We start from the raw sequence: 20,316 nt of genomic DNA, 5'->3' as shown, positions 1-20,316 counted from the left end.
TGATGACGTATATGGTTTAACTGAAGATCCGACAAGATTCACTTGCTTATGTATTCATTTAAAATCCTACCAATAAATGTTGCTCAACGGTATTTCAAAAGCCTGAAGATCTTCTTTTCAGGCTTTGCTAACGGCTAGCTACTCATCAGCTCCGTCTTAGTCGTTAACCACTTCTAAAAATACCGATGAGTGAATATCAGGTATTAAGGTCGAATGTTGTTGAAACTGACCTTTTGCGTTCCATCGCTCTGATTCTCTAATTTAAGTACATCTCCTTGATAGTAATAAGGTTCCATTGGCATCTTGCTGTTGGTTGGCCTTGCGTAGTGAAGTACAGCGGGTTTACCTTCCTCTTGTCGAGCATATAAATAGCCAATCAGCGCATGTTCAAATTGGTGGTAGCCATTGCCCCAATGGAAAGCTTTAGTACGCTTAGGCTCAAGCCCAACGCCACCGTATTTATGATCTACCCATACATCATGAAAGGTGGGCAGGGTGTATTGCAGTACGTCTTTCATTGAACCATCGATAAGCGATACCGTCATCGCAGCTTGATCAAGCTCAGCCCATTCCCATGATGACGCCCATTGGCTGTACGGTCTGCTTTGCCAGCCCGTGATATCTTGCCCTTGCCACATCTTCTGAAGTCGCTCGCCAAAGTAGTTAGATACATTGGCAAAATCTTTTTGATATTGCGCCTGAGCCAAAGTGTGTTTCATACCGTCTAAACCAAACTTAGACCAATCGGAATTTTTTAATGCATGACCAGTTAGATAGGTCATCCAATACGCTTTAATGGTGTGCCCAAAATCATTGTGATTGGCATTCGGCATCATTGCCGCTTTGTCGTGAATTGCGCCGTAGAAGCGTTGTTCATCTTCAGAGTGGTAGTGATCAATCATGGCTTGCGTGAGCCAGTTTAAGTCATCAAGCCATTTGGCTTTGACGGGCTCTTTGAGCAGAGGAGTGACTAACAACAGGTAGCCGTTTATTTGATCAAGTTGCGCGACCAGTTCACGTCGTTTTTCACTGCCATCTTCACCGTCGGCGAGTACCCAAGCAAGACCGCTGTTGTCGCTAAGTCTATATTTATCAAAGATAAAAGCTTGTTGGGCGATGAGTGCTTCTTCTACCTTTTTGTCTTGGGTCAGGTAGTAGTACATCGCGAGTCCAACCAGCGCATACGCTTGATCTTGAGAGGTACGTTGCTGCCAATCTTGACCCGCTTTTCCCTCTTTTGTGTAGCCAATAAAGCCACCATTTTTCTTATCTTCTAGTTGATCAATGAGGTAGTAGGCACCTTGCTTGGCAAGCGCTAAAGCTTGTTTGTCTCCAGTAAGGTGATAGAGCACGCCGTAGGCATAGGTTTGGCGTGATTTCATACGCGTAAACTCCTTGCCAAAGTGCGGAGTGATCCAGCCTCTGTTCAATTCAGGACACACATCAGATACATCGAGCAAGGTGCCATCATCACAACGAAATGTCGGGAAGTTGCCTATCGGTTCTCCCTGTGCGCTCGGCATAAGCCAGTAAGGTGCGAGCCCTTCAGAAGCATGATTGATCCAGTCTTCTCCAGAGGGAAGGGTGACATTGGCAGATACGGCCAAGCTAGTGACACTGAGTAATGCGATGGGTGCTCGTAACATAACGTTTATCTTAACTATTTGAATTTAGTTGAATATAAACAATCACATCTGCACATTTTGATTAGGCGATCACAATCGCCCAAATTATTTGTGGTGTAGATGTAGGACTATCTGGGTCTTACTCATTTTAATATTGCAAATAAATAATAAATTATCGTTTTTCGATAAATTATTGTTGATCATCGTTTGTTTTGATCTTAATATTCTTCCATCAACTCAACAGGAATATAAGTATGTCTAAGATTCAAAAACAAAGTCGCCGTGTGCGAATGCTACTGCAGTCCTTTCTTGCACTCACTCCGATCATGGTGTGTTACTTCTGGCTAACAGTTCAAACACCCTATGACTTTCTTAGTGAGATGGGCATTATTCAGTTTTCCATCGAGATGGATTACTTTATAACCTCTCCACTCACAGTCTCTCCACTTACTACGACAACAAGAATCATCGCAATGTTCACCAGTTTGGCGATGTCGAGCATTCTTATGTATGCATTAACGGTTCTGATACGCCTATTCCGTAACTATGAGCGAGGTGAAATCTTCTCTTTAGAAAACGCAATGTCCTATCAGAAACTCGGATATAGCTTGTTTTATTGGGTATTAGGTTCAGTTATCTATGGTTCATTGATGTCAGTGATTCTGTCGTTCAATAATCCACCAGGTGACCGTATCTTTGAGATTAGTTTCGTTGGTATGGACTTTTTAACACTGATATTGGGTATAATTATTTTGATCATCTCGTGGGTGATGAAAGAAGGTTATATTCTGGCTGACGAACATAGCCAAACCATTTAAAGGACTTGTCATGACTATCCGCATTAATTTAGACATTATGATGGCCAAACGGAAAATGCGATTAAAGACATTGGCAAAAGAAGTTGGGATAACAGAAGCCAACTTGTCCGTATTAAAAAATGATAAAGCCAAAGCCGTAAGGCTATCGACGCTCGACAAGCTGTGTGAAGTTTTAGAGTGCCAACCTGGTGATATTTTAGAATTTGAACCGAATGATCATAAAGACGGCGTTGCGGCAGAGTAGCCAGTAAGGAAATCGCTTTCAAATCATCTAATAATGAACGAGTCTCGATATCGCATCGAGACTCTTTTTTAATCTATTTATACCGGCTCTCCCGCCTCGTCCTCTTCAACCACATCGGTTTCTAAGTTCGCTTCTGCCAACCATTTTTGTACTGATGGGCTGTTGAGCACACGTTGCTGATACTGTGATGCCTTCTCTGAAAGTTTGATGCCATAGGTTTCTACGCGCAATGCAAGGGGTGCAAACATCGCATCGGCAATCGACCATTCACCAAACAACCAACCTTCTGGATGTTGCTCCATTTGCGTCGACCATATGGCATCAATACGAGCGATGTCTTTCAATGCCTCTTCACTCAAAGCAAGCTTTCGTTGAGCGCGGCAGTTCATCGGCATTTCATTTCTTACGGCAAAAAATCCAGAGTGCATCTCTGCAGAAATTGCTCGGGCATGGGCGCGTTCTTTCACTGATTTAGGCCATGCTGCGCCGTCCAAGTAGGCTTCGTTGACGTATTCGAGAATCGCCAGTGAATCCCACACCGCAACGTCACCGTCAACCAGGGTTGGAACTTTGGCTGTTGGTGTCACTGAAGCTAGTGTGTCGTAGAAATCAGAGGTGAAAAGCTTGAGCTTAATGACTTCCGCATTCAGGTTGTAGTTGTCGAATATTAGCCATGCGCGTAATGACCAAGTTGAGTAGTTCTGGTTTCCAATATAAAGCTGCATCGTTGCTTCCTTGCGTTTAGTGTGGATGCTTTGAGTATTGAGCCTTAGGGGCATGCATTTGAGCTTAGGGGATTGTATTGCGGCGCACTAACGGATAATTTTGATGCAATACATTAATAAAAACGATGGGTGGTGATTTCAATATGGATATTGATGCTTTGCGAGGCTTTCTCGCGTTTGTAGAAACCAGTAGCTTTACTCGTGCAGCGAAACAGATCAATCGCACCCAATCGGCATTCAGTGCGCAGATGCGCAAACTGGAAGAAGAACTCAACGTGACTCTTTTCCAGAAAGAAGGCCGTAATCTCGTGCTGACAGAGGCTGGCTTAGCGCTGCGTTCTCATGCGGAGCAGTTGGTCGCCCTCCACAATACCGCCCTCAAGCAAGTAAAGCGTTACGAAGACAAACAACCTTTAAGACTCGGTTGCCCTGAAGACTACAATGACACTATTCTGCCAAAAGTGATTCGCCTGTTGCAGAAAGCAGAACCCACCTGTTCTATTCAAGTATTCAGCCTGCCAAGCATTACGCTCAGAGAGTGGTTGGATGATGGCAGGCTTGATGCTGCAATTGTCACCCGAGCGCCTGACAGTGAAGAGGGCTATTGGCTGACCAGTGATGTGGGTGTATGGATAAGCAGCCCAGACTATGTGTTCGATAGCTCCAAGCCTGTTCCATTAGCCTTGTTTCAGACCGATTGTAAGTATCACGCAGCGGCAGTGAATGGCCTAACTAAACAGGGTACGCCTTATCAGTTGTTGGCGTGCAGTAATACCGCTTCGGCGCAACGTGCCATTGTTAAAGCAGGTTTAGCGATTGGCGCGATGGGTAAGCTGAGTGTGACTTCTGATCTGAACATTCTGGAAGATATGCCACCACTGCCTTCGGTGGATATTGTGCTGATTTTAGCGAGCAAACATCACCCAGTGTTAGACAAAGAAGTGCTTAACCAACTTGTGGAGTTGGACTCCAATTAGATTTTTGCTCGGTGAGGGTAATGTTGAGTGCGGAGCTAAAATAGATAGGCCGAGAACATGGTGTTTCACGAAGAACGTTGCGTTTCTCCGAAAACATAGTGTTTCTCGGCCTAGTTATTGTTAGACGTTGTTGGTAATTAAGAAAGCTTGAACTTACTCAGTTCACCGTGTAAATCACCGGCTTTCACTGTCAGCTCATTACTGATTGCTACTGATGATGTCATGGTGTCCATCACTTCCACTGCTGTGTCATTGATGATCACGACATTGCGATTAATCTCTTCTGACACAGAGCTTTGCTCTTCAGCCGCGGAAGCGATCTGATTGTTCATGTCATTAATCACTTCAATCGCTTGGTTGATTTCAGACAAGGCTTGATGTGCAGCTTCGGTTTCACTTTTTGTGTTGTTCGCTTGATTCTGGCTTTGCTCCATCAGTACCACAATAGATTGAGTCTCTTGTTCTAAGCGAGCCAACATAGAGCGAATCTCTTCTGTTGAACCTTGAGTTCGATTCGCTAGGTTACGAACCTCATCAGCAACCACTGCAAAGCCTCGACCAGCCTCTCCTGCACGAGCTGCCTCAATCGCTGCATTCAGTGCAAGTAAGTTAGTTTGCTCTGCAATGCCACCAATCTCGCTCAAGATACCCTGAATAGCGGTGCTCGAATCGACTAAGTTCTGTGTTTGTTGCTGCGCATCGTTAACCTGCACAGCTAAGCTGTCTACAGCACTGGCGGCATTGTCCATGCGCGTCATACCATTGAGACTGTTGCTCTGCACTTGGCTTGCTGCCGCAGCTGCTTGAACCGCTGAGTTCGCCACTTCTTGCGCTGTTGCACTCATTTCATTGATAGCAGTGGCAAGTGAGTTCACTTCGTTAACTTGAGAATTCAGCTGGTCACGTGAAACTTCAGCACGAGCTTGGCCTTCTGTCGCGTTTTTATCCACTTGGTCAGCTGTTACCATCACGGTAAGTAGCATCTCTTGTATGCGAGATAGGAAGGTATTGAACCAGTGTGCAAGCTGAGCGGTTTCATCCTTACCTTTCACTTCAATGCGATAAGTTAAGTCACCTTCACCCTGTGCTGCATCTTTAAAGCGTTCCACTAAGTTGTTCAAAACCTTGCCCAAAGAGTTAGCAATGAATGCCATTGAGGCAATGCCTAGAAGAGCGGCGATGATTCCCGCCCACACACCTTTTTCAAGTGCTTTTGAATTCTGAGCATCACTCCACTCGGTGTAGTCATTGACGCTTTTGGCTAGGTGACTACTAGGAACAGACACCATGACTACCCATGGCGCATCACTGGTATCGATTGCAGTAATCGCGTACTCATCGCCGCCGAAAGTCACAAGACCGGCGCCTTCTCTGTTAGCGATAGACTGAATCTTTGACCATTCAGATTCCAATTCAGAAGAGACTTTTTTACCCACCATATTTCCAGCTCGGCTGTTGGCCAGTGTAATGCCTTTCCATGAAGTGATTAGGATTTTTCCTTGGCCATCAAACAGGTTACGCGCAAGTAATTCACTTTGGCTTTGGAGTTCATGTAGGGATAAATCAAAGCCTAGCGAGCCGATGATTTTCCCGTCATGTTTGATTGGTTGGCTGATGGTGGTAATGAGCTCTTGTTTGCCGCGCACTGAATAAAAATACGGTTCCATCACAAACGTTTTACCCGTTTGATATGGCATTAAGTGCCAATCATCTTTGCGCTCACCGTTGCTGTTGAGATCGGTATTGCTAAAGCTTTCCATTGCGACAGCATCAAAGCTGTTCTGGTCATTGGGAGAGAAGAAAGGCGCAAGGTAGCCCTGACTGTTAAAACCTAACTCAGTGTTTGAGCTTAATTCGATGTTTGAGCCAGATTCGATATTCGAGTCTGATTCTGTGTTAATGCTCAGTTCCGTGTTCGAGTCTTGTTGGTTATCTGAAATCAGCGACGTCTCTGAGCCATTTTCGCTGTTCACGTTGAGCTCGTTATTCAAGACAGACTGTTGTGACCATGTCTTATCCTCCCAAACCATGTAACCCGCAAATACAGCTTTGTTTTGTGCTTCCAGTGCCGCAGTAAACTGTTTCACGATAAGCTCTGCACTTGCGTCGGTTTCTGAACTTAATTCGATGATTGAGCGCACTTGCTTAAGGTTCGCTAATACAGGGTTAAGCTGGTTAGCGATGTTCAAACCTTGTTGAAGTGCCGTGTTTTGTAAATCCGTAGCAGTGGCCTCTGTCAGCTGCGTTTTTACTTTTTCAGTGACTTGTTTATTCACATCGGTAAATGCGTTGGTCGTCATTCCCATGGCGATTAACAGAGTGAAAGCCATCGCTCCGCCCGCACTCACCGCAATTCGCGTTCGTATACTGTTAAACATATTATCTCTCTAACCAAATAGTGGTAGTTTTTCAGAGATTTTAAACAAGATACGTGAATGGAAAATTCTAAATAATGAACACAATAAGAATAGGGTGATTAAAAATATAAATAGGATGGTATAACGCTCCGGATTATGTCTTTTAGAGAGGAACAATAAGATAGGTGTATGGCTGTCTTTATTCTATTATCTAATTGTATTTGTTGATGTTTTATACTTGATGCCGTTTTTAATTTCCTGGTAAATCAGGAGGTTGTAGTTTGAGGGTGTTGTGGATATATATTGCTCATTATATGACATCAGTCACATTTTAATTTCATCCGAAGTGTTGAATACCCACTTAAAAAGTATGTATTTATACTTTGCAGACTAAATTCAAGTAACTGGACCATTGATCATCTTGATTATTAAAGAATCCCCAAGCTCTTTAGCTTTCGATAAATGGTATTGCGGCTGATGCCCAGTATTCTCGAAGTCTTGCTGATGTTGCCTTGATTCGCTTGATAGGTTTGTAGCAAAGTTTCCTCAACGGTACTTCTTAAATCGTTATTCGTTGTGCCTTTGGTGGTATTTTGAGTCGTCAGTTGATGCTGATTATCATGCGCTAATAACGTGAGATGTTGAGCAAGATGGCCAGGTACATGTTCTAGCGTGAGTTGTGGTTCATCACTTGCCAATAGAGCAGCAACCTTAAGTAAGTTGTCCAATTCGCGGATATTACCCGGCCATGAATAGGCGCACAGCAAACTCATGAGGTGTGGGCAAATTGATTGTTCACCCTCGGCGTATTTACGATGAATATGCTCGATTAAGGCGTGTTTGTCTTGTCGGTGTTGCAGGCTTGGCAGAGTAAAGGCCAAGCCATTCAGGCGGTAAAAGAGATCTTGTCGAAATTCCCCCGTAGCGACCAATTGTTCTAGGTTTTTATGAGTTGCGGCGATGATCTGACAATCGACTTGATAGCTCTGATTTGAGCCAACAGGCACTACCGACTTATCTTGTAGAACATGCAGCAATCGACACTGAGCCTCCAATGGCATGTCGGCAATTTCATCTAGAAACAGAATTCCCTTGTCTGCTTGGCGGATCTTACCTTGGAATCCTTTGTGGCTTGCGCCCGTAAAAGCGCCCGGCGCGTAGCCAAACAGCTCAGATTCGATAAGATCTTTCGGCAGCGCACCGCAATTCACCGCCACTAACGGTGACGATTTACGTTGGCTTTGCTTGTGTAACGCTTTAACAAACTCACCCTTACCGACCCCTGTTTCTCCTAAGATTAATAGGCTGATCCCTTTGTCGATTACCTTGTTGGCTTGCTGCCAAGCATGTTCAATTTGTTGTTCGCCATGGTGCAAATCGCACGATGCTGAAATGGAACGCGTGCGTTTTGCAGTTGGTTGTTTGAGATGCTGTTTCTCAAACACAAAGGGCGTGTCTAATGAGGTTCGGTTGAAGAGGGTATCTATGCATTCGCCGACGATCTAGGTTTGATCCAGCAGCTGAGAGGCGACCTGATTGTGCGCCACTACCTCACCCGCCTCATTGGCTATTACTATCCCTTGCCAACCACTGTGTAATAACGATTTCTCGCACGCGAGGTCAATACGAGTGGTGCCTTGTGGGATATGACTTAATAGCTGGTTCTCAACAAGCTGAACCATATTTTGAACCAGTAATTGCACTGAGCTGTCGTGTTGCTGTTGTTCACTGGTGATGTCCAATACCCCAACCATTTGACCTTGATGATCGAACACCGGGCTTGCTGAGCAACTGATAAATCGATGCTGGTGGATGAAGTGCTGTTCGCCAATGATGGATACTGGTTTCGCTTCAACGATGGCGGTGCCAATCGCGTTGGTGCCTTTCAGTTGTTCCTGCCAACACGCTCCTGAGCTGAGTGCAATTGATGTCAGTTTCTCCTTAAACCGCTCCTGTCCCCAACTCGCCAGAATGACGCCTTCAATGTCCGTCAGAATCAAACGACTGTCAGTGCGTGCAAACATCTGATTAAACAGAGGTAGGGCATTACGTTCGACGATATGAATCAAGTCAGACGATTGATGACGTCGCTGTTTAAGGATCGATTGCGGCAGGCGAATGTCTTCGGGAAGTCGTCTCTGTTTTAGACCCGCTTCTGTACTGCGGTGCCAAGAAGATGAAAGCCAATCTGAGGTGTTTGCTTGTTGAAGGTGCATGACTGTTCCATGTCGTAACAGTGAGGGTGTACCAATTTGGAACAGTTGAACACTGGAGTGGTTTCCATACGTCCGTTCAATACCAACTCACTTTGGGTTGTAAACGTTTGGTAATCATAGTTTTACAATTTATTAACAACAAGTTTTGAAGTTCTGGCGTGTGATTTGCGTTGTTACTGTTGTGAAGAAAATACGAAGTATCAGTGTTTTAAACAGAAAGCATAAACATGGGCGTCTTGTCATGAGTTCTTTTCTCAAGAGGAGCCGCCATAAAAATAAGACAGCTCTCGCTCAATAACGAATAACAAATCAAAGAAGGATCTAACTATGATTTACGCACAGCCGGGTAGTGATAACGCAGTGGTTAACTTTAAAGCGCAATACGATAACTTTATCGGTGGCGAGTGGGTGAAGCCTGTCAGCGGCGAGTATTTTGATAACACTTCCCCAGTGAATGGTCAGGTGTATTGCCAAGTGGCACGCTCAACCGAGGCGGACATTAGCTTGGCACTCGATGCCGCGCATGCAGCTCGTGCAAGTTGGGCTTCGACCAGTGTGACTGAACGTTCGAACATCCTACTTAAAATTGCCGACCGCATTGAAGCGAACCTAGAAGAAATCGCAGTCGCCGAGACGTGGGAAAACGGCAAGCCTGTGCGTGAAACTTTGGCAGCAGACATTCCTTTGGTTGTCGATCACTTCCGTTATTTCGCGGGTTGTATTCGTGCGCAAGAAGGCAGCGCAGCAGAGCTCGATTCAAACACCGCAAGTTATCACTTCCCAGAACCTATTGGTGTGGTGGGGCAGATCATTCCTTGGAACTTCCCGATTTTAATGGCGGCTTGGAAACTGGCGCCTGCACTTGCTGCGGGCTGTTGTGTGGTGATGAAACCTGCCGAGCAAACACCGACATCGATTTTGGTGATGATGGAGAAGATCGCTGATCTTCTGCCTGCAGGCGTGGTCAACATCGTGAATGGTTTTGGTAGCGAAGCGGGTCAAGCGTTAGCAACCAGCGATCGTTTGGCGAAGCTAGCCTTTACCGGTTCGACAGAGGTCGGTCACCACATCCTGAAATGTGCCGCAGAAAGCTTGATTCCATCAACGGTAGAACTTGGCGGTAAGTCTCCAAACATCTACTTCCCAGATATCTTTAACCATGAAGACGAATACCTTGATAAGTGTGTCGAAGGTATGCTGCTTGCGTTCTTCAACCAAGGTGAAGTGTGTACTTGTCCATCACGTGTGTTGATTCATGAATCGGTATACGACAAGTTTATCGCCAAGGTGGTCGAGCGTGCTCAAACTATCAAGCAAGGTAACCCGTTAGATACTGATACACAGGTGGGTGCACAAGCTTCAAAAGAGCAGTTTGATAAGATTCTGAGTTACCTAGAAATCGGTCGTCAAGAGGGTGCGAAAGTGCTAACAGGCGGTGAAATTGCGCAGCAACCGGATGATCTCGGTAATGGTTACTACATCCAACCAACCATGCTCGAAGGCAACAACAAGATGCGTGTATTCCAAGAAGAGATCTTTGGTCCTGTTATTGCGGTAACGACATTTAAAGATGAAGCGGAAGCACTAGAAATTGCCAATGACACCGAGTATGGCTTGGGTGCAGGCGTATGGACGCGTGATGCAAACCTAGCGTATCGCATGGGGCGCAACATCGAAGCGGGGCGTATTTGGGTGAACTGCTATCATGCTTACCCAGCTCATGCCGCGTTTGGTGGTTACAAAAAATCGGGCATTGGCCGTGAGACACACAAGATGATGCTCGACCACTACCAAAACACTAAGAACCTATTGATCAGCTACGATACTAATCCGTTGGGCTTCTTCTAATACAGGTTCGTTCTAAAGTATGAGAATGAATCATGGGTACAAGAATTACTAACAACGCAGTAGGCTTAATTAAGAAAAACAAAGGCTAGAAACCAAAACGCCCAATTCAATTGAGTTGGGCGTTTTTATATCTGAAGCACTTTAGCTTTTCGAAAAGAAGATCTCGGGCTTGTGGGTTGGGCCTGAATTACCTTCTAGCTGAGTAAGCTCCAAACCTTGCTTTCCTATCAGAGAACCGACCAATTGGCGGTTAAACGGGTAGCTGTCGGGGTTGTTAATATACTCTTCAATATCAACCCATTTAGCCTCTGCAATTTCATCGGTGTCTTGAATCGCAATCTCTTGGGTTTGAGCGATAAGGTGGCAAATAAAGTAGAGGTTCGATTTGCCAAACTGATACGGGTGTCTCGTCGCCATGCCAACCACAGAAATGAATGTGGCTTTGATACCAGTCTCTTCCAAGGTTTCACGAACCACCGATTCTTCAATGCCTTCACCCAACTCAATATGGCCGCCCGGTAATTTGTAGCCTGTCATACCGTGCTCTTTAATCATCAGCACTTGATTATGTTCGTTGGTGATCAATGCGCCTGCGCCCAAGGTGTGGGTCGGAATGAAAGGCACAAACTCTACAATCTTGGATTTGTGGATCAGCGTAATCTCGTCTTCTAGACAGTTGTGAAACACAAAGCCAAGTTCAGTCGCCACTGGAATAAGGTGCGAGAGCGAAATAGGCAAGCTAATCCAAATTATGCCTTTGTTATTCTGCTTTGAAAATTCGGTGATCTCGCTGAGTTCGGCATTGAAAGAGTCAGCATCGTGAGGGGCTGTTGCTGGGTCGATGATGATGCCGTTAAATTTGTCGAGCGTAAATTCCACGGGTGATCCTTTGTTATTTTTGATTTATTGAGCGTCGAGCATAATCTGAGCTTATAACATCTTAAGGGCTTATAAAACCTGCTCTGCTTGTAGCATTTTTAAGAGCACGGCAGTGGTGGGTAAAAAGTGAGGGAGAGTTTAAGGCGGGCGGCTTGAAACAAAAATTTCGCTAGAAACAAAAACTGCGCTTGGAAGCCAAAGCGCAGTTTTAAAATAGGGTTTATTTGAATTCGACTCTAACGAACATAGTTCGCATCAACACTTACGTACCAGTGCTGAAGCTTGCCGTCAGATTTTTTGATCCACAAATCGTTGGTGTAGCTCTCAATCTTGCCGTTAACCGTTAAACTGAACGTGTTCTCGTCGAATTCGCCAAGCTTCACGAACTGGTCTGTGGTAACCAGGAACGGGTCCATGTCGTCCACGCCAACCACATCTGAAATCACATAGTAGTGGTAAGTCAGCGGCTTGCTCGCATCATTCGGGTTGCTGCGGTACGCCACAAGCTTGAATGGTTCCGTTAATGGAAGGTCGAGCGTTTGCTTGTCCATGGTCGCTGGAATCGGGATAAACAGCCAAGCGGTAAACAGACCGCTTAATAAAACCATCAGGAAGAAAAGAGTCTTAATTGCTTTCATAGCAACCTTCAAAATAGGTGATGTAGAAGACGCTATGGTAACAGGTTTGATTTGCCGATTGTAAGAGTATGAATAAGTGAAGGCGACACTGTCTGTTAGGAAACTTGAACGAATTGACACACTGTTCATAAGTCACTATCTACACTAGTGCGAGTGACCTTGAGATAGGTTGATCATCACAACACCTGCTGCCACAAATAACATACCAACCCACACCATAGTATCGAGGTGCTGGCGGTAAACAAACGTAGAAATCAAGCTCACGGTTACGATAGCCAAGCCCGCCCATAAAGAGTGAACCACACCTACAGGCATCCCTTTCATTGCTTGGCTCAAAAATAGAAATGCCGCCAAATGTCCTGAAATCACCAATAGAGCAGGGATGGGTTTAGATAAGCTGAAACCGTCGGTTGCTTTAAGTGCTACGTGAGAAAGTGCTTCCGCCATCACGCCCATCATTAAGAAAAACCAGCTCATAGTCGTCCCTTTTAGTTGTATTGTTTTTTGTTGGTATAGCGGGGGTATTTGAAAGTGTTAATCGTTGTTGCTGCTCTTTAGCAACAGCGTATTTGCCCAAACAGCAGGCATAAAAAAGCCCACACCTCACGCTTTTGCAAGGTGTGGGCTAAATCGGTGTGACTACTTGTTTAGGTAAGCAGCGTGGAACTCAATATGCTCATCAATAAAGCTAGAGATGAAGTAGTAGCTGTGGTCGTAACCTGGCTGCATACGTAGCTCTAAATCGGCATTGGTTACCTTAGCTGCTTCGACCAATTGCTCAGGCTTTAGCTGTTCAATCAGGAAGTTGTCCGCTTCGCCTTGGTCTACCAACATTGGCAGCTTAGTGCCTTTGGTTTTTAGAAGCTCAAAGGCATCGTAGTGTTTCCATTCTTCAATATCTAAGCCTAGATATTGGTTGAATGCTTTTTGTCCCCAAGGGCATTGCATTGGGTTGGTGATTGGGCTGAATGCCGAGATAGAACGGTAGTTATCTTCGTTCTTAATACCAATCGTTAGGGCACCGTGTCCGCCCATGCTGTGACCTGAAATGGATTTCACAGACGTTACTGGGAAGAAAGACTCAATCAAAGCTGGGAGCTCTGTTACCACGTAATCGTACATGTGGTAATGGCTGTCCCATGGTGCTTGAGTGGCATTCACATAGAAGCCTGCACCTTGGCCGAGATCGTAGCTTTCATTGTCGGCAACGCCTTCGCCGCGCGGGCTTGTATCAGGTGCAACAATAGCAATGCCTTGCTCAGCCGCAGCTTTGAACGCGCCGGCTTTTTGCATGAAGTTTTCATCGGTACAGGTTAAGCCTGATAACCAATACAAAACAGGAACTGGGTTTTCTTTACTTGCGTTAGGCGGCAAGAAAATCGCAAAACGCATGTTGCAGTCAAGCGTTGCAGAAAAGTGGGTGTATTGTTTGTGCCAACCACCAGCAACCTTTGCTTGGCTAATGTTTTCGAGTGTCATCTATTGTGCTCCGTTAGGTTGATGGTTTTGGGGAATAACATGTCTATATCATTTAAAGTTTCACCACCCACCGGGCAGGAGGTGGTGAAGACAGTTTGTTGCTTTTCATTTATAGCTTTGGCCTCGACGCTCGAAAGAATCGAGGCCAAGAGGTGTTACTTATCCATGTGTAGAACAGTACGGATAGATTCACCTTTGTGCATTAGGTCGAATGCTTCGTTTACGTCTTGCAGACCCATTGTGTGGGTAATGAACTCTTGAAGACCAAACTCACCCGCCATGTAACGGTTAACGATTTCTGGAAGCTCAGAGCGGCCTTTAACACCACCGAAAGCAGAACCACGCCATACACGACCAGTTACTAGTTGGAATGGACGAGTTGAGATCTCTTGGCCTGCACCTGCAACACCAATGATTACTGATTCGCCCCAACCTTTGTGACAGCACTCAAGTGCTTGACGCATTACGTTTACGTTACCGATACACTCGAAAGAGTACTCAACACCGCCATCTGTCATCTCAACGATAACGTCTTGGATTGGCTTGTCGAATTTAGTTGGGTTGATGCAGTCGGTCGCGCCAAGCTGTTTTGCTAGCTCGAATTTGCTCTCGTTGATATCAACACCGATGATGCGGTCAGCACCAGCCATACGAGCACCAATGATTGCAGAAAGACCGATACCGCCTAGGCCGAATACAGCAACGTTGTCGCCTTTTTCAACTTTAGCTGTGTTCAATACAGCGCCCATACCCGTAGTTACACCACAACCTAGAAGACAAACTTCTTCAAGTGGTGCTTCTTTGCTTACTTTCGCTAGAGAAATTTCTGGAAGTACTGTGTACTCAGAGAAAGTCGAGCAACCCATGTAATGGAAAATTGTTTCGCCATTGATAGAGAAGCGGCTTGTACCGTCTGGCATTAGGCCTTTACCTTGCGTTTCACGAACCGCTTGGCATAGGTTAGTTTTACCAGATTTACAGAACTTACATTCGCCACATTCAGCTGTGTAAAGTGGGATAACGTGGTCGCCAACTTCGACACTTGTAACGCCTTCGCCGATCATCTCAACGATACCGCCACCTTCGTGACCAAGGATTGAAGGGAAGATACCTTCTGGATCGTCACCTGATAATGTGAATGCGTCAGTGTGACAAACACCAGTAGCAACGATGCGAACTAGAACCTCACCAGCTTTAGGAAGTTGTACATCAACTTCTTCCATTTTTAGTGGCTCGCCAGCTGCCCATGCAACCATTGCTTTTGATTTGATATGCGTTTGACCAGGTTTAATTTCGATTGTCATTGGATGTTTCCTATATATGTCAGTACAGCGGATAACCGTGCAATTAAATTCAACCCGTTAAGCGTAGTTGAGCTTAATTGTTTCCGCTCTCTCGTTTTGTTGGGGCTAGTATAGGTGTGAGTGCATGTTTTGATAATCCCCTTAAATAGAAAATTATTATTACGTATTTGTAATAATGGGTATATTCAGAAGGATTCGGAGAGGGGTAGTTACTCAGAAAATGTAAGAACATTCTGAGTAGCTTTCTATGAAAGACACTAATAGGAAACAAATGGGGCGTGAGTTAATAGTCTATGTGATTTGGTGTGGTGGTCATCAACTTGTTTTCGAGGTTTGTATGTCACTAGGATCTCTAACTCATTTCTGCCCCATTGTTCGGTAGACCTTTTACTCATTCATCTGCTGTTAATCTTAGTTTGCACTACTAAAACTTATCCGAGCTAATTGGTAAATCAGAATCTCTGTTATTAGGCGACATTTGGCAGCCCAAAATTCCCTTCATGTGACTTAGGTTGTTGATTGTTAATTGAACCAATATAAACGGTGTTGCATTATAAAATGATAAAAGACGACAATTTTTCGTCTAATCAGCGTTAGCTGTTTTCTGAAGTCTGACTGTTTATGGTGCTTGTAAACGAATATATTGAAATATATGGGGCGTTCATGGAAGGTGTTGTAGTAGAAAAAAGTAAGATCGGTGAAGTTACATATCTGCTCTATTGTAAAAAAGAGTCGGTAAATAATCCTTTAGTCATCATCTGTCACGGTTGGAGCAATGATAAATATGAAGGCTCTAATCTAGCTTTAAATTTAGCTCTTCAGGGTTATTCTGTTATCTGTTTTGATGCAGATAAACACGGCGAAAGAGATGATGGTAATGCTCAAAACTTTAGTAGCCATTCGAGATTTATCAAAAGAATGACGGGTGTTATCAAGCAGAACTCAGATGACATAAATACACTCATTGAGCATTATCAGGAAGATATAAGGATTGATCCATCGAGGATTGCGGTTGTGGGTATCTCTATGGGGGCAATGTCCACATTTTATTCTTTGACCAAAAATAAACGGATTAAAGTTGCGGTACCAATTATCGGCTCTCCTGACTTTGTCGGCTTGGAGAAGTTCGCCTTAGAAGCCGATTCAGTTAATAAGATTCTTAGTGACGATGAGAAGTTAGCTATTAGGTATATGGCAGAGATTGATCCATGTTTGTACCTTATAGAAAATGAAAGTCGCCCTATGTTGATCATAAATGGTGAGAAAGATGATTGGGTTCCTGCTAATTTCGCGAAGGACTTTTATGAAAAAGTGAAGAGTAAATACGATAAAAACAATACTGAAATTGAGTTCAATTTAGCTGATGAATCGCATTACTTTTCCAACGACATGCGAGATCATACGATAAAATGGTTGAATAAAAATTTGTAGGCTAAAAGGTAAATCTGTAGCAATAGACAGCCATACAAACGCTTAAGGTTTCAAAGTATTTTTCTAATCTGAACGAAACGGTTTAGAGCAACACACCTAAAGCGTTTTGTCCAAAATCTTCACGGACTGAACTTTACCCGTGGCACTTTCTAACTCAAAAGTGGCCCAAAATAAGCTTAATTAATAACACTATGGCTTTCATTATCACAATTTTGGCCGACTTATTTCTAATACGAGCCTTATGAATTACGGTGTAAGCTCAAACCAGCCCATAACCCAGAAATAAGAGGCGATTGCTAACCTCTTATTCGGTAAAACGGGTGATTTTAATTAAAGTAACTTTGTTACACTCGATTGATTAGTACTATCGTTAACTTGATATCCCAAAGCTCGAATTTGCTCTCGGATTGTGTCTGCTTCATCATATCGCCCCTGTTGTTTCAAACATTGACGTTGTTCAGCGAGCTGTTGAACTTGTTTGGGGATTGTTAACTGTTCAACCTTATCAAGGTTAAGGCCAAATACTTGATCAAAATAAAGTAGTGTCGCTTTTTTATTGGCAGGCTCTATGGAACTATCAGTGACCTCCCATAATAAGGCGAGTGCTTGCGGCATATTTAAATCACGGTTGATACGTGCAAGAAATTCAGCTTTGAACTGGTTGTCAACGTTACCACCGTCAGGCATATCAGTGATTTTCTTTCTTAATCTACGCAGTGCCTTTTGTGCGCCATTCAACCCTTCCCAAGTAAAACTGAGCTGGCTACGATAGTGACTGGTTAAGGTTAAATAACGATAAGCTAAAGGATCATAACCTTTGTCGATTAGGCTTTCTAAACGCAGTGTAGAACCCGACTTAGATATTTTCTCATTGTTAATATTTAAGAAGTAACCATGCAACCAAAAGTTTGCTTGTACATGTCCGTTTTTAGCTTGGCATTGTGCAATTTCATTGGTGTGGTGTATAGGAATGTGATCTTCACCACCGATATGTATATCGAAGGTTTCTCCCAAGTACTTCTCTGCCATCGCTGAACATTCAATATGCCACCCTGGGAAGCCATTTCCCCATGGACTTGTCCACTCCATTTGCCGTTTCTGTTCGCCAGTGAATTTCCATAGTGCAAAATCTGTAGGATGCTTTTTCTCCGCCATATCAACGCGAATGCCAGCTTCCAAACCTTCCTTATCTAATCGCGCAAGCTTTCCGTAGTCGGGTAACTTTTCTGTATCAAAATAAATACCATCACTGGTTTGATAGGTATAGCCTTTAGCTTCGAGTGACTGAATAAACGAAATCTGCTCTTGAATATGATCAGTTGCTCGGCAAGTGATAGAAGGTTTGAGAATGTTAAGCCTTTCAAGATCAGTAAAAAATGCGTCTTCAAAAAAAGTAGCAATATCCCAAGCTGATTTTTCTTGTTTGCGTGCACCTTTCTCCATCTTGTCTTCTCCAGTGTCACCATCTGATACTAGATGTCCGACATCGGTTATGTTCATGACATGATTGACTTGATACCCATTGATCTGTAGTACGCGTTTTAGGACGTCAACGAACAAATAGGTACGTAGATTACCGACATGTGCATAGTCATAAACGGTTGGGCCACATGCATAAAGGCCAACCTTACGGGGTTGAATCGTATAAAACGGACTCAGTGTTCTATTAAGGGTATTAAAGAGCTGGAGTGTCGGTTGGGTCATAAATCATATCCTTATAAATACAAAAAGGCCGTGGATGAAAACATCAACGGCCTAGGTAATAGTGCGATAGGTTTGCTACGTAATAGCTACACGAAAACGGCCGTAAATAAGGTATTTACAGCAACAACATAGAGTTTGAGTGGAAGTAGTTATTAGCGTCATTTTTTTAAATTAAAATAGATGATTAACAAAAGCAATACATTTATTCGATGATTATGTTGAGCATCATCGTTGGTAGTAATGGACGTCACCTGCACTATCAAAACAGGGGCATTAAACTTAGCTACTTCCCATACTATTAGTTATCCATGAATTGCTAATTTAGCTGAAGCTATAGCTCATTTCTGTCGGGTGGACGACACTTGTTACCAAGTGCCGTCTCCCTAAGAACCCAGCGTGCAACTTTCACTGCACTAGGCTCAAGCCTCCACGAAGGCATCGTTTGATACCCAGCAACTTATAAAGCAGTCGAAGCAGGTTCGTTCCAAGAGTTACGAGCTAGCCTTTTAGATTTTCTCTTTACCAAGTATTCTTGGTAAAGAGGGTCAAAGGGTGTCGCTGCACTTCGGATTTTCACATGCCTTTCTATTGGCACTTTGGCTATTTGGAAGAGATTGAACTGGCAATCCATATCCATGATCTTCTGCCAACCGTGAAACTGCCATTGGCCTTTTCGGTTGATGAAGTATTTTAGGGCAATCCAAGTTTTAGACTTTGTTGGATGACGCCTTTTAGCCCAGTGCCATAACGTATGGAATAACTTGTGACCTACATATCCGAATACCTGTTTAGCTACGCAGTGCCGATAATAGTTCGACCATCCCCTGAGTTTAGGATTTATCAGTTTGATAAGATCATTCACTGGAAGGGTTACGTGCTTTTTGATGAGTTCACGCAGATTGCTTAAGAACATCAACGTATTGGATTTACTCGGCTTGATGAGCAGTTTCCCTTTGTACTTCCTATGGTTGAACCCAAGAAAATCAAAGCCATCGTTGATATGAGTAATGTGCGTTTTCTCTTCGGATAATGTTAAGCCTCTTTCCGCTAAGAAATCAGCAATCAACGGTTTGATATCGTTCTCGAGCACTTCCTTTGAAGCGCAAGTGACGACGAAATCGTCGGCATATCCAATAAAGTTAGCTCTTGCTCCTTTCTTAAGCGCGGTAGACTTAATGCGCTGTTCGAGACCCGATAACGTCATCAACATCAAGGTGGGGGATATAATTCCGCCTTGAGGAGTGCCTTCGTCGGTGTCGTAAAACAGCCCTTTGTCTACAAAGCCTGACTTTAGCCATTGCTCCAACATCCGTTTATCGATGGCGATGTTATCCATAAGCCATTGATGCCCGATTTTGTCGAAGCAAGCTTTAATATCTCCTTCAAGAACCCATTTAGCCGATTTCTTTAAAGCCAAACACTTGAAGCACTGGTCGACAGCGTCAGCCGTGCTACGATTTGCTCTAAAGCCATAACTATTCGGGTCGGCAGTTGTTTCTGATATGGGCTCTAGCGATAATAGGTGTAGCGCTTGTTGTGCTCTGTCTATCATGCATGGGATGCCCAGAGGTCGAAGCTTGCCATTCTTTTTGGGGATATAGATACGCCTGAGTGGTTTCGCTTGATAAGCTTTCCGACTCAGTTGATTTACTGCTTTCATACGACGCGTGTCTGTGTTCCAGACAACGCCGTCTATTCCAGGCGTTTTACTGCCTTTATTTTGAGAAACTCGCTTAACAGCAAGAAGTTTTGCTGAGCGAGAGTGAGTCAGTATCCACTGCAATGCTTTTGCTTTGCCGTGTTTACCGTCTCTAGTTGCCTTTGCGATACGCATTTGAAGCTTTAAGACGTTCGCCTCTACGGCCTTCCAGTTAATGGATTGCCACAGTGCACTGTCAGAAGATGCACTAATCTCATTCGAAATCGTCATTTGCTTTTCTTCCTTAATAAAGTTCTTCAAACTCTCTCGCAACGGGAGACCAGTCGGAAGTGGGCTCACTTTCGTGATCAGACATGAGTCTGTATCTGCATCGTTACAATGCAGCCTTCGCTTTTTCCAACCTCCTATACC

At 44.1% G+C, this 20,316-nt stretch carries 14 protein-coding genes and 3 pseudogenes; 5 read left to right on the top strand and 12 right to left on the bottom strand.

Annotation, left to right across the window (positions count from 1 at the left end; translation table 11 throughout):
- Positions 1 to 203: 203 nt before the first annotated feature.
- A complete protein-coding gene (locus tag ACED25_RS17915; protein ID WP_371695807.1) occupies positions 204 to 1,646 on the bottom strand; it encodes an N-acylglucosamine 2-epimerase in 1,443 nt (480 codons plus the stop codon).
- 233 nt (positions 1,647 to 1,879) lie between these two features.
- On the opposite strand from ACED25_RS17915, the gene ACED25_RS17910 reads away from it, so the two are divergent.
- Together ACED25_RS17910 and ACED25_RS17905 are read left to right on the top strand one after the other, a co-directional pair.
- Entirely contained in the window at positions 1,880 to 2,443 is a 564-nt protein-coding gene (locus ACED25_RS17910) for a DUF2975 domain-containing protein (RefSeq protein WP_009846208.1), read from the top strand.
- 10 nt (positions 2,444 to 2,453) lie between these two features.
- On the top strand, positions 2,454 to 2,687 hold the full coding sequence (locus ACED25_RS17905; protein WP_009846209.1) for a helix-turn-helix transcriptional regulator: 234 nt from the start codon (positions 2,454 to 2,456) through the stop codon (positions 2,685 to 2,687).
- 77 nt (positions 2,688 to 2,764) lie between these two features.
- Here ACED25_RS17905 and ACED25_RS17900 read toward each other — a convergent pair whose 3' ends face one another.
- Positions 2,765 to 3,412 (bottom strand): glutathione S-transferase family protein, encoded by a 648-nt coding sequence (locus tag ACED25_RS17900; protein ID WP_371695805.1) that lies wholly within the window; start codon positions 3,410 to 3,412, stop codon positions 2,765 to 2,767.
- A gap of 125 nt (positions 3,413 to 3,537) precedes the next feature.
- On the opposite strand from ACED25_RS17900, the gene ACED25_RS17895 reads away from it, so the two are divergent.
- A complete protein-coding gene (locus tag ACED25_RS17895; RefSeq protein WP_371695804.1) occupies positions 3,538 to 4,389 on the top strand; it encodes a LysR family transcriptional regulator in 852 nt (283 codons plus the stop codon).
- Between the two features lie 137 nt (positions 4,390 to 4,526).
- Here the strand turns inward: ACED25_RS17895 and ACED25_RS17890 are convergent.
- From ACED25_RS17890 to ACED25_RS17880, 3 pseudogenes are all read right to left on the bottom strand, one after another.
- A pseudogene (locus tag ACED25_RS17890) lies at positions 4,527 to 6,233 on the bottom strand (methyl-accepting chemotaxis protein); the annotation flags it as partial.
- 144 nt (positions 6,234 to 6,377) lie between these two features.
- Positions 6,378 to 6,767: pseudogene (locus ACED25_RS17885) on the bottom strand (methyl-accepting chemotaxis protein); the annotation flags it as partial.
- A gap of 407 nt (positions 6,768 to 7,174) precedes the next feature.
- Positions 7,175 to 8,962, bottom strand: a pseudogene (locus tag ACED25_RS17880) (sigma-54-dependent Fis family transcriptional regulator).
- A gap of 327 nt (positions 8,963 to 9,289) precedes the next feature.
- Between ACED25_RS17880 and ACED25_RS17875 the strand changes: the two are divergent.
- Entirely contained in the window at positions 9,290 to 10,810 is a 1,521-nt protein-coding gene (locus tag ACED25_RS17875) for an aldehyde dehydrogenase family protein (protein ID WP_371695803.1), read from the top strand.
- Positions 10,811 to 10,951: 141 nt separating this feature from the next.
- Here ACED25_RS17875 and ACED25_RS17870 read toward each other — a convergent pair whose 3' ends face one another.
- The 5 genes from ACED25_RS17870 to ACED25_RS17850 all read right to left on the bottom strand — a co-directional run bounded on the left by ACED25_RS17870 (position 10,952) and on the right by ACED25_RS17850 (position 15,110).
- Complete coding sequence (locus ACED25_RS17870; protein WP_371695802.1) at positions 10,952 to 11,689, bottom strand: NUDIX domain-containing protein; 738 nt, start codon at positions 11,687 to 11,689, stop codon at positions 10,952 to 10,954.
- 236 nt (positions 11,690 to 11,925) lie between these two features.
- Entirely contained in the window at positions 11,926 to 12,327 is a 402-nt protein-coding gene (locus ACED25_RS17865; protein WP_371695801.1) for a hypothetical protein, read from the bottom strand.
- Between the two features lie 144 nt (positions 12,328 to 12,471).
- Positions 12,472 to 12,804 (bottom strand): multidrug efflux SMR transporter, encoded by a 333-nt coding sequence (locus ACED25_RS17860; protein WP_012601126.1) that lies wholly within the window; start codon positions 12,802 to 12,804, stop codon positions 12,472 to 12,474.
- A gap of 162 nt (positions 12,805 to 12,966) precedes the next feature.
- Positions 12,967 to 13,806, bottom strand: coding sequence for an S-formylglutathione hydrolase (gene fghA, locus ACED25_RS17855; RefSeq protein WP_371695800.1), 840 nt, complete (start codon positions 13,804 to 13,806; stop codon positions 12,967 to 12,969).
- A 155-nt stretch (positions 13,807 to 13,961) separates the two neighbouring features.
- Positions 13,962 to 15,110, bottom strand: coding sequence for an S-(hydroxymethyl)glutathione dehydrogenase/class III alcohol dehydrogenase (locus ACED25_RS17850; RefSeq protein ID WP_193846139.1), 1,149 nt, complete (start codon positions 15,108 to 15,110; stop codon positions 13,962 to 13,964).
- A gap of 663 nt (positions 15,111 to 15,773) precedes the next feature.
- Between ACED25_RS17850 and ACED25_RS17845 the strand changes: the two genes are divergently transcribed.
- Positions 15,774 to 16,541: a S9 family peptidase gene (locus ACED25_RS17845; RefSeq protein ID WP_102269895.1), complete on the top strand. Its 768-nt coding sequence runs from the start codon at positions 15,774 to 15,776 to the stop codon at positions 16,539 to 16,541.
- A gap of 330 nt (positions 16,542 to 16,871) precedes the next feature.
- Here ACED25_RS17845 and cysS read toward each other — a convergent pair whose 3' ends face one another.
- Both cysS and ltrA read right to left on the bottom strand, forming a co-directional pair.
- A complete protein-coding gene (gene cysS / locus ACED25_RS17840) occupies positions 16,872 to 18,245 on the bottom strand; it encodes a cysteine--tRNA ligase (RefSeq protein WP_102449645.1) in 1,374 nt (457 codons plus the stop codon).
- 457 nt (positions 18,246 to 18,702) lie between these two features.
- A complete protein-coding gene (gene ltrA / locus ACED25_RS17835) occupies positions 18,703 to 20,175 on the bottom strand; it encodes a group II intron reverse transcriptase/maturase (protein ID WP_029626754.1) in 1,473 nt (490 codons plus the stop codon).
- Between the last annotated feature and the right edge of the window lie 141 nt (positions 20,176 to 20,316).

It is taken from the genome of Vibrio sp. 1F263 (genome assembly GCF_041439035.1).
Taxonomy (GTDB): Bacteria; Pseudomonadota; Gammaproteobacteria; order Enterobacterales; family Vibrionaceae; genus Vibrio; species Vibrio tasmaniensis_A.
This window is presented reverse-complemented; position numbering and strand designations above follow the sequence as displayed.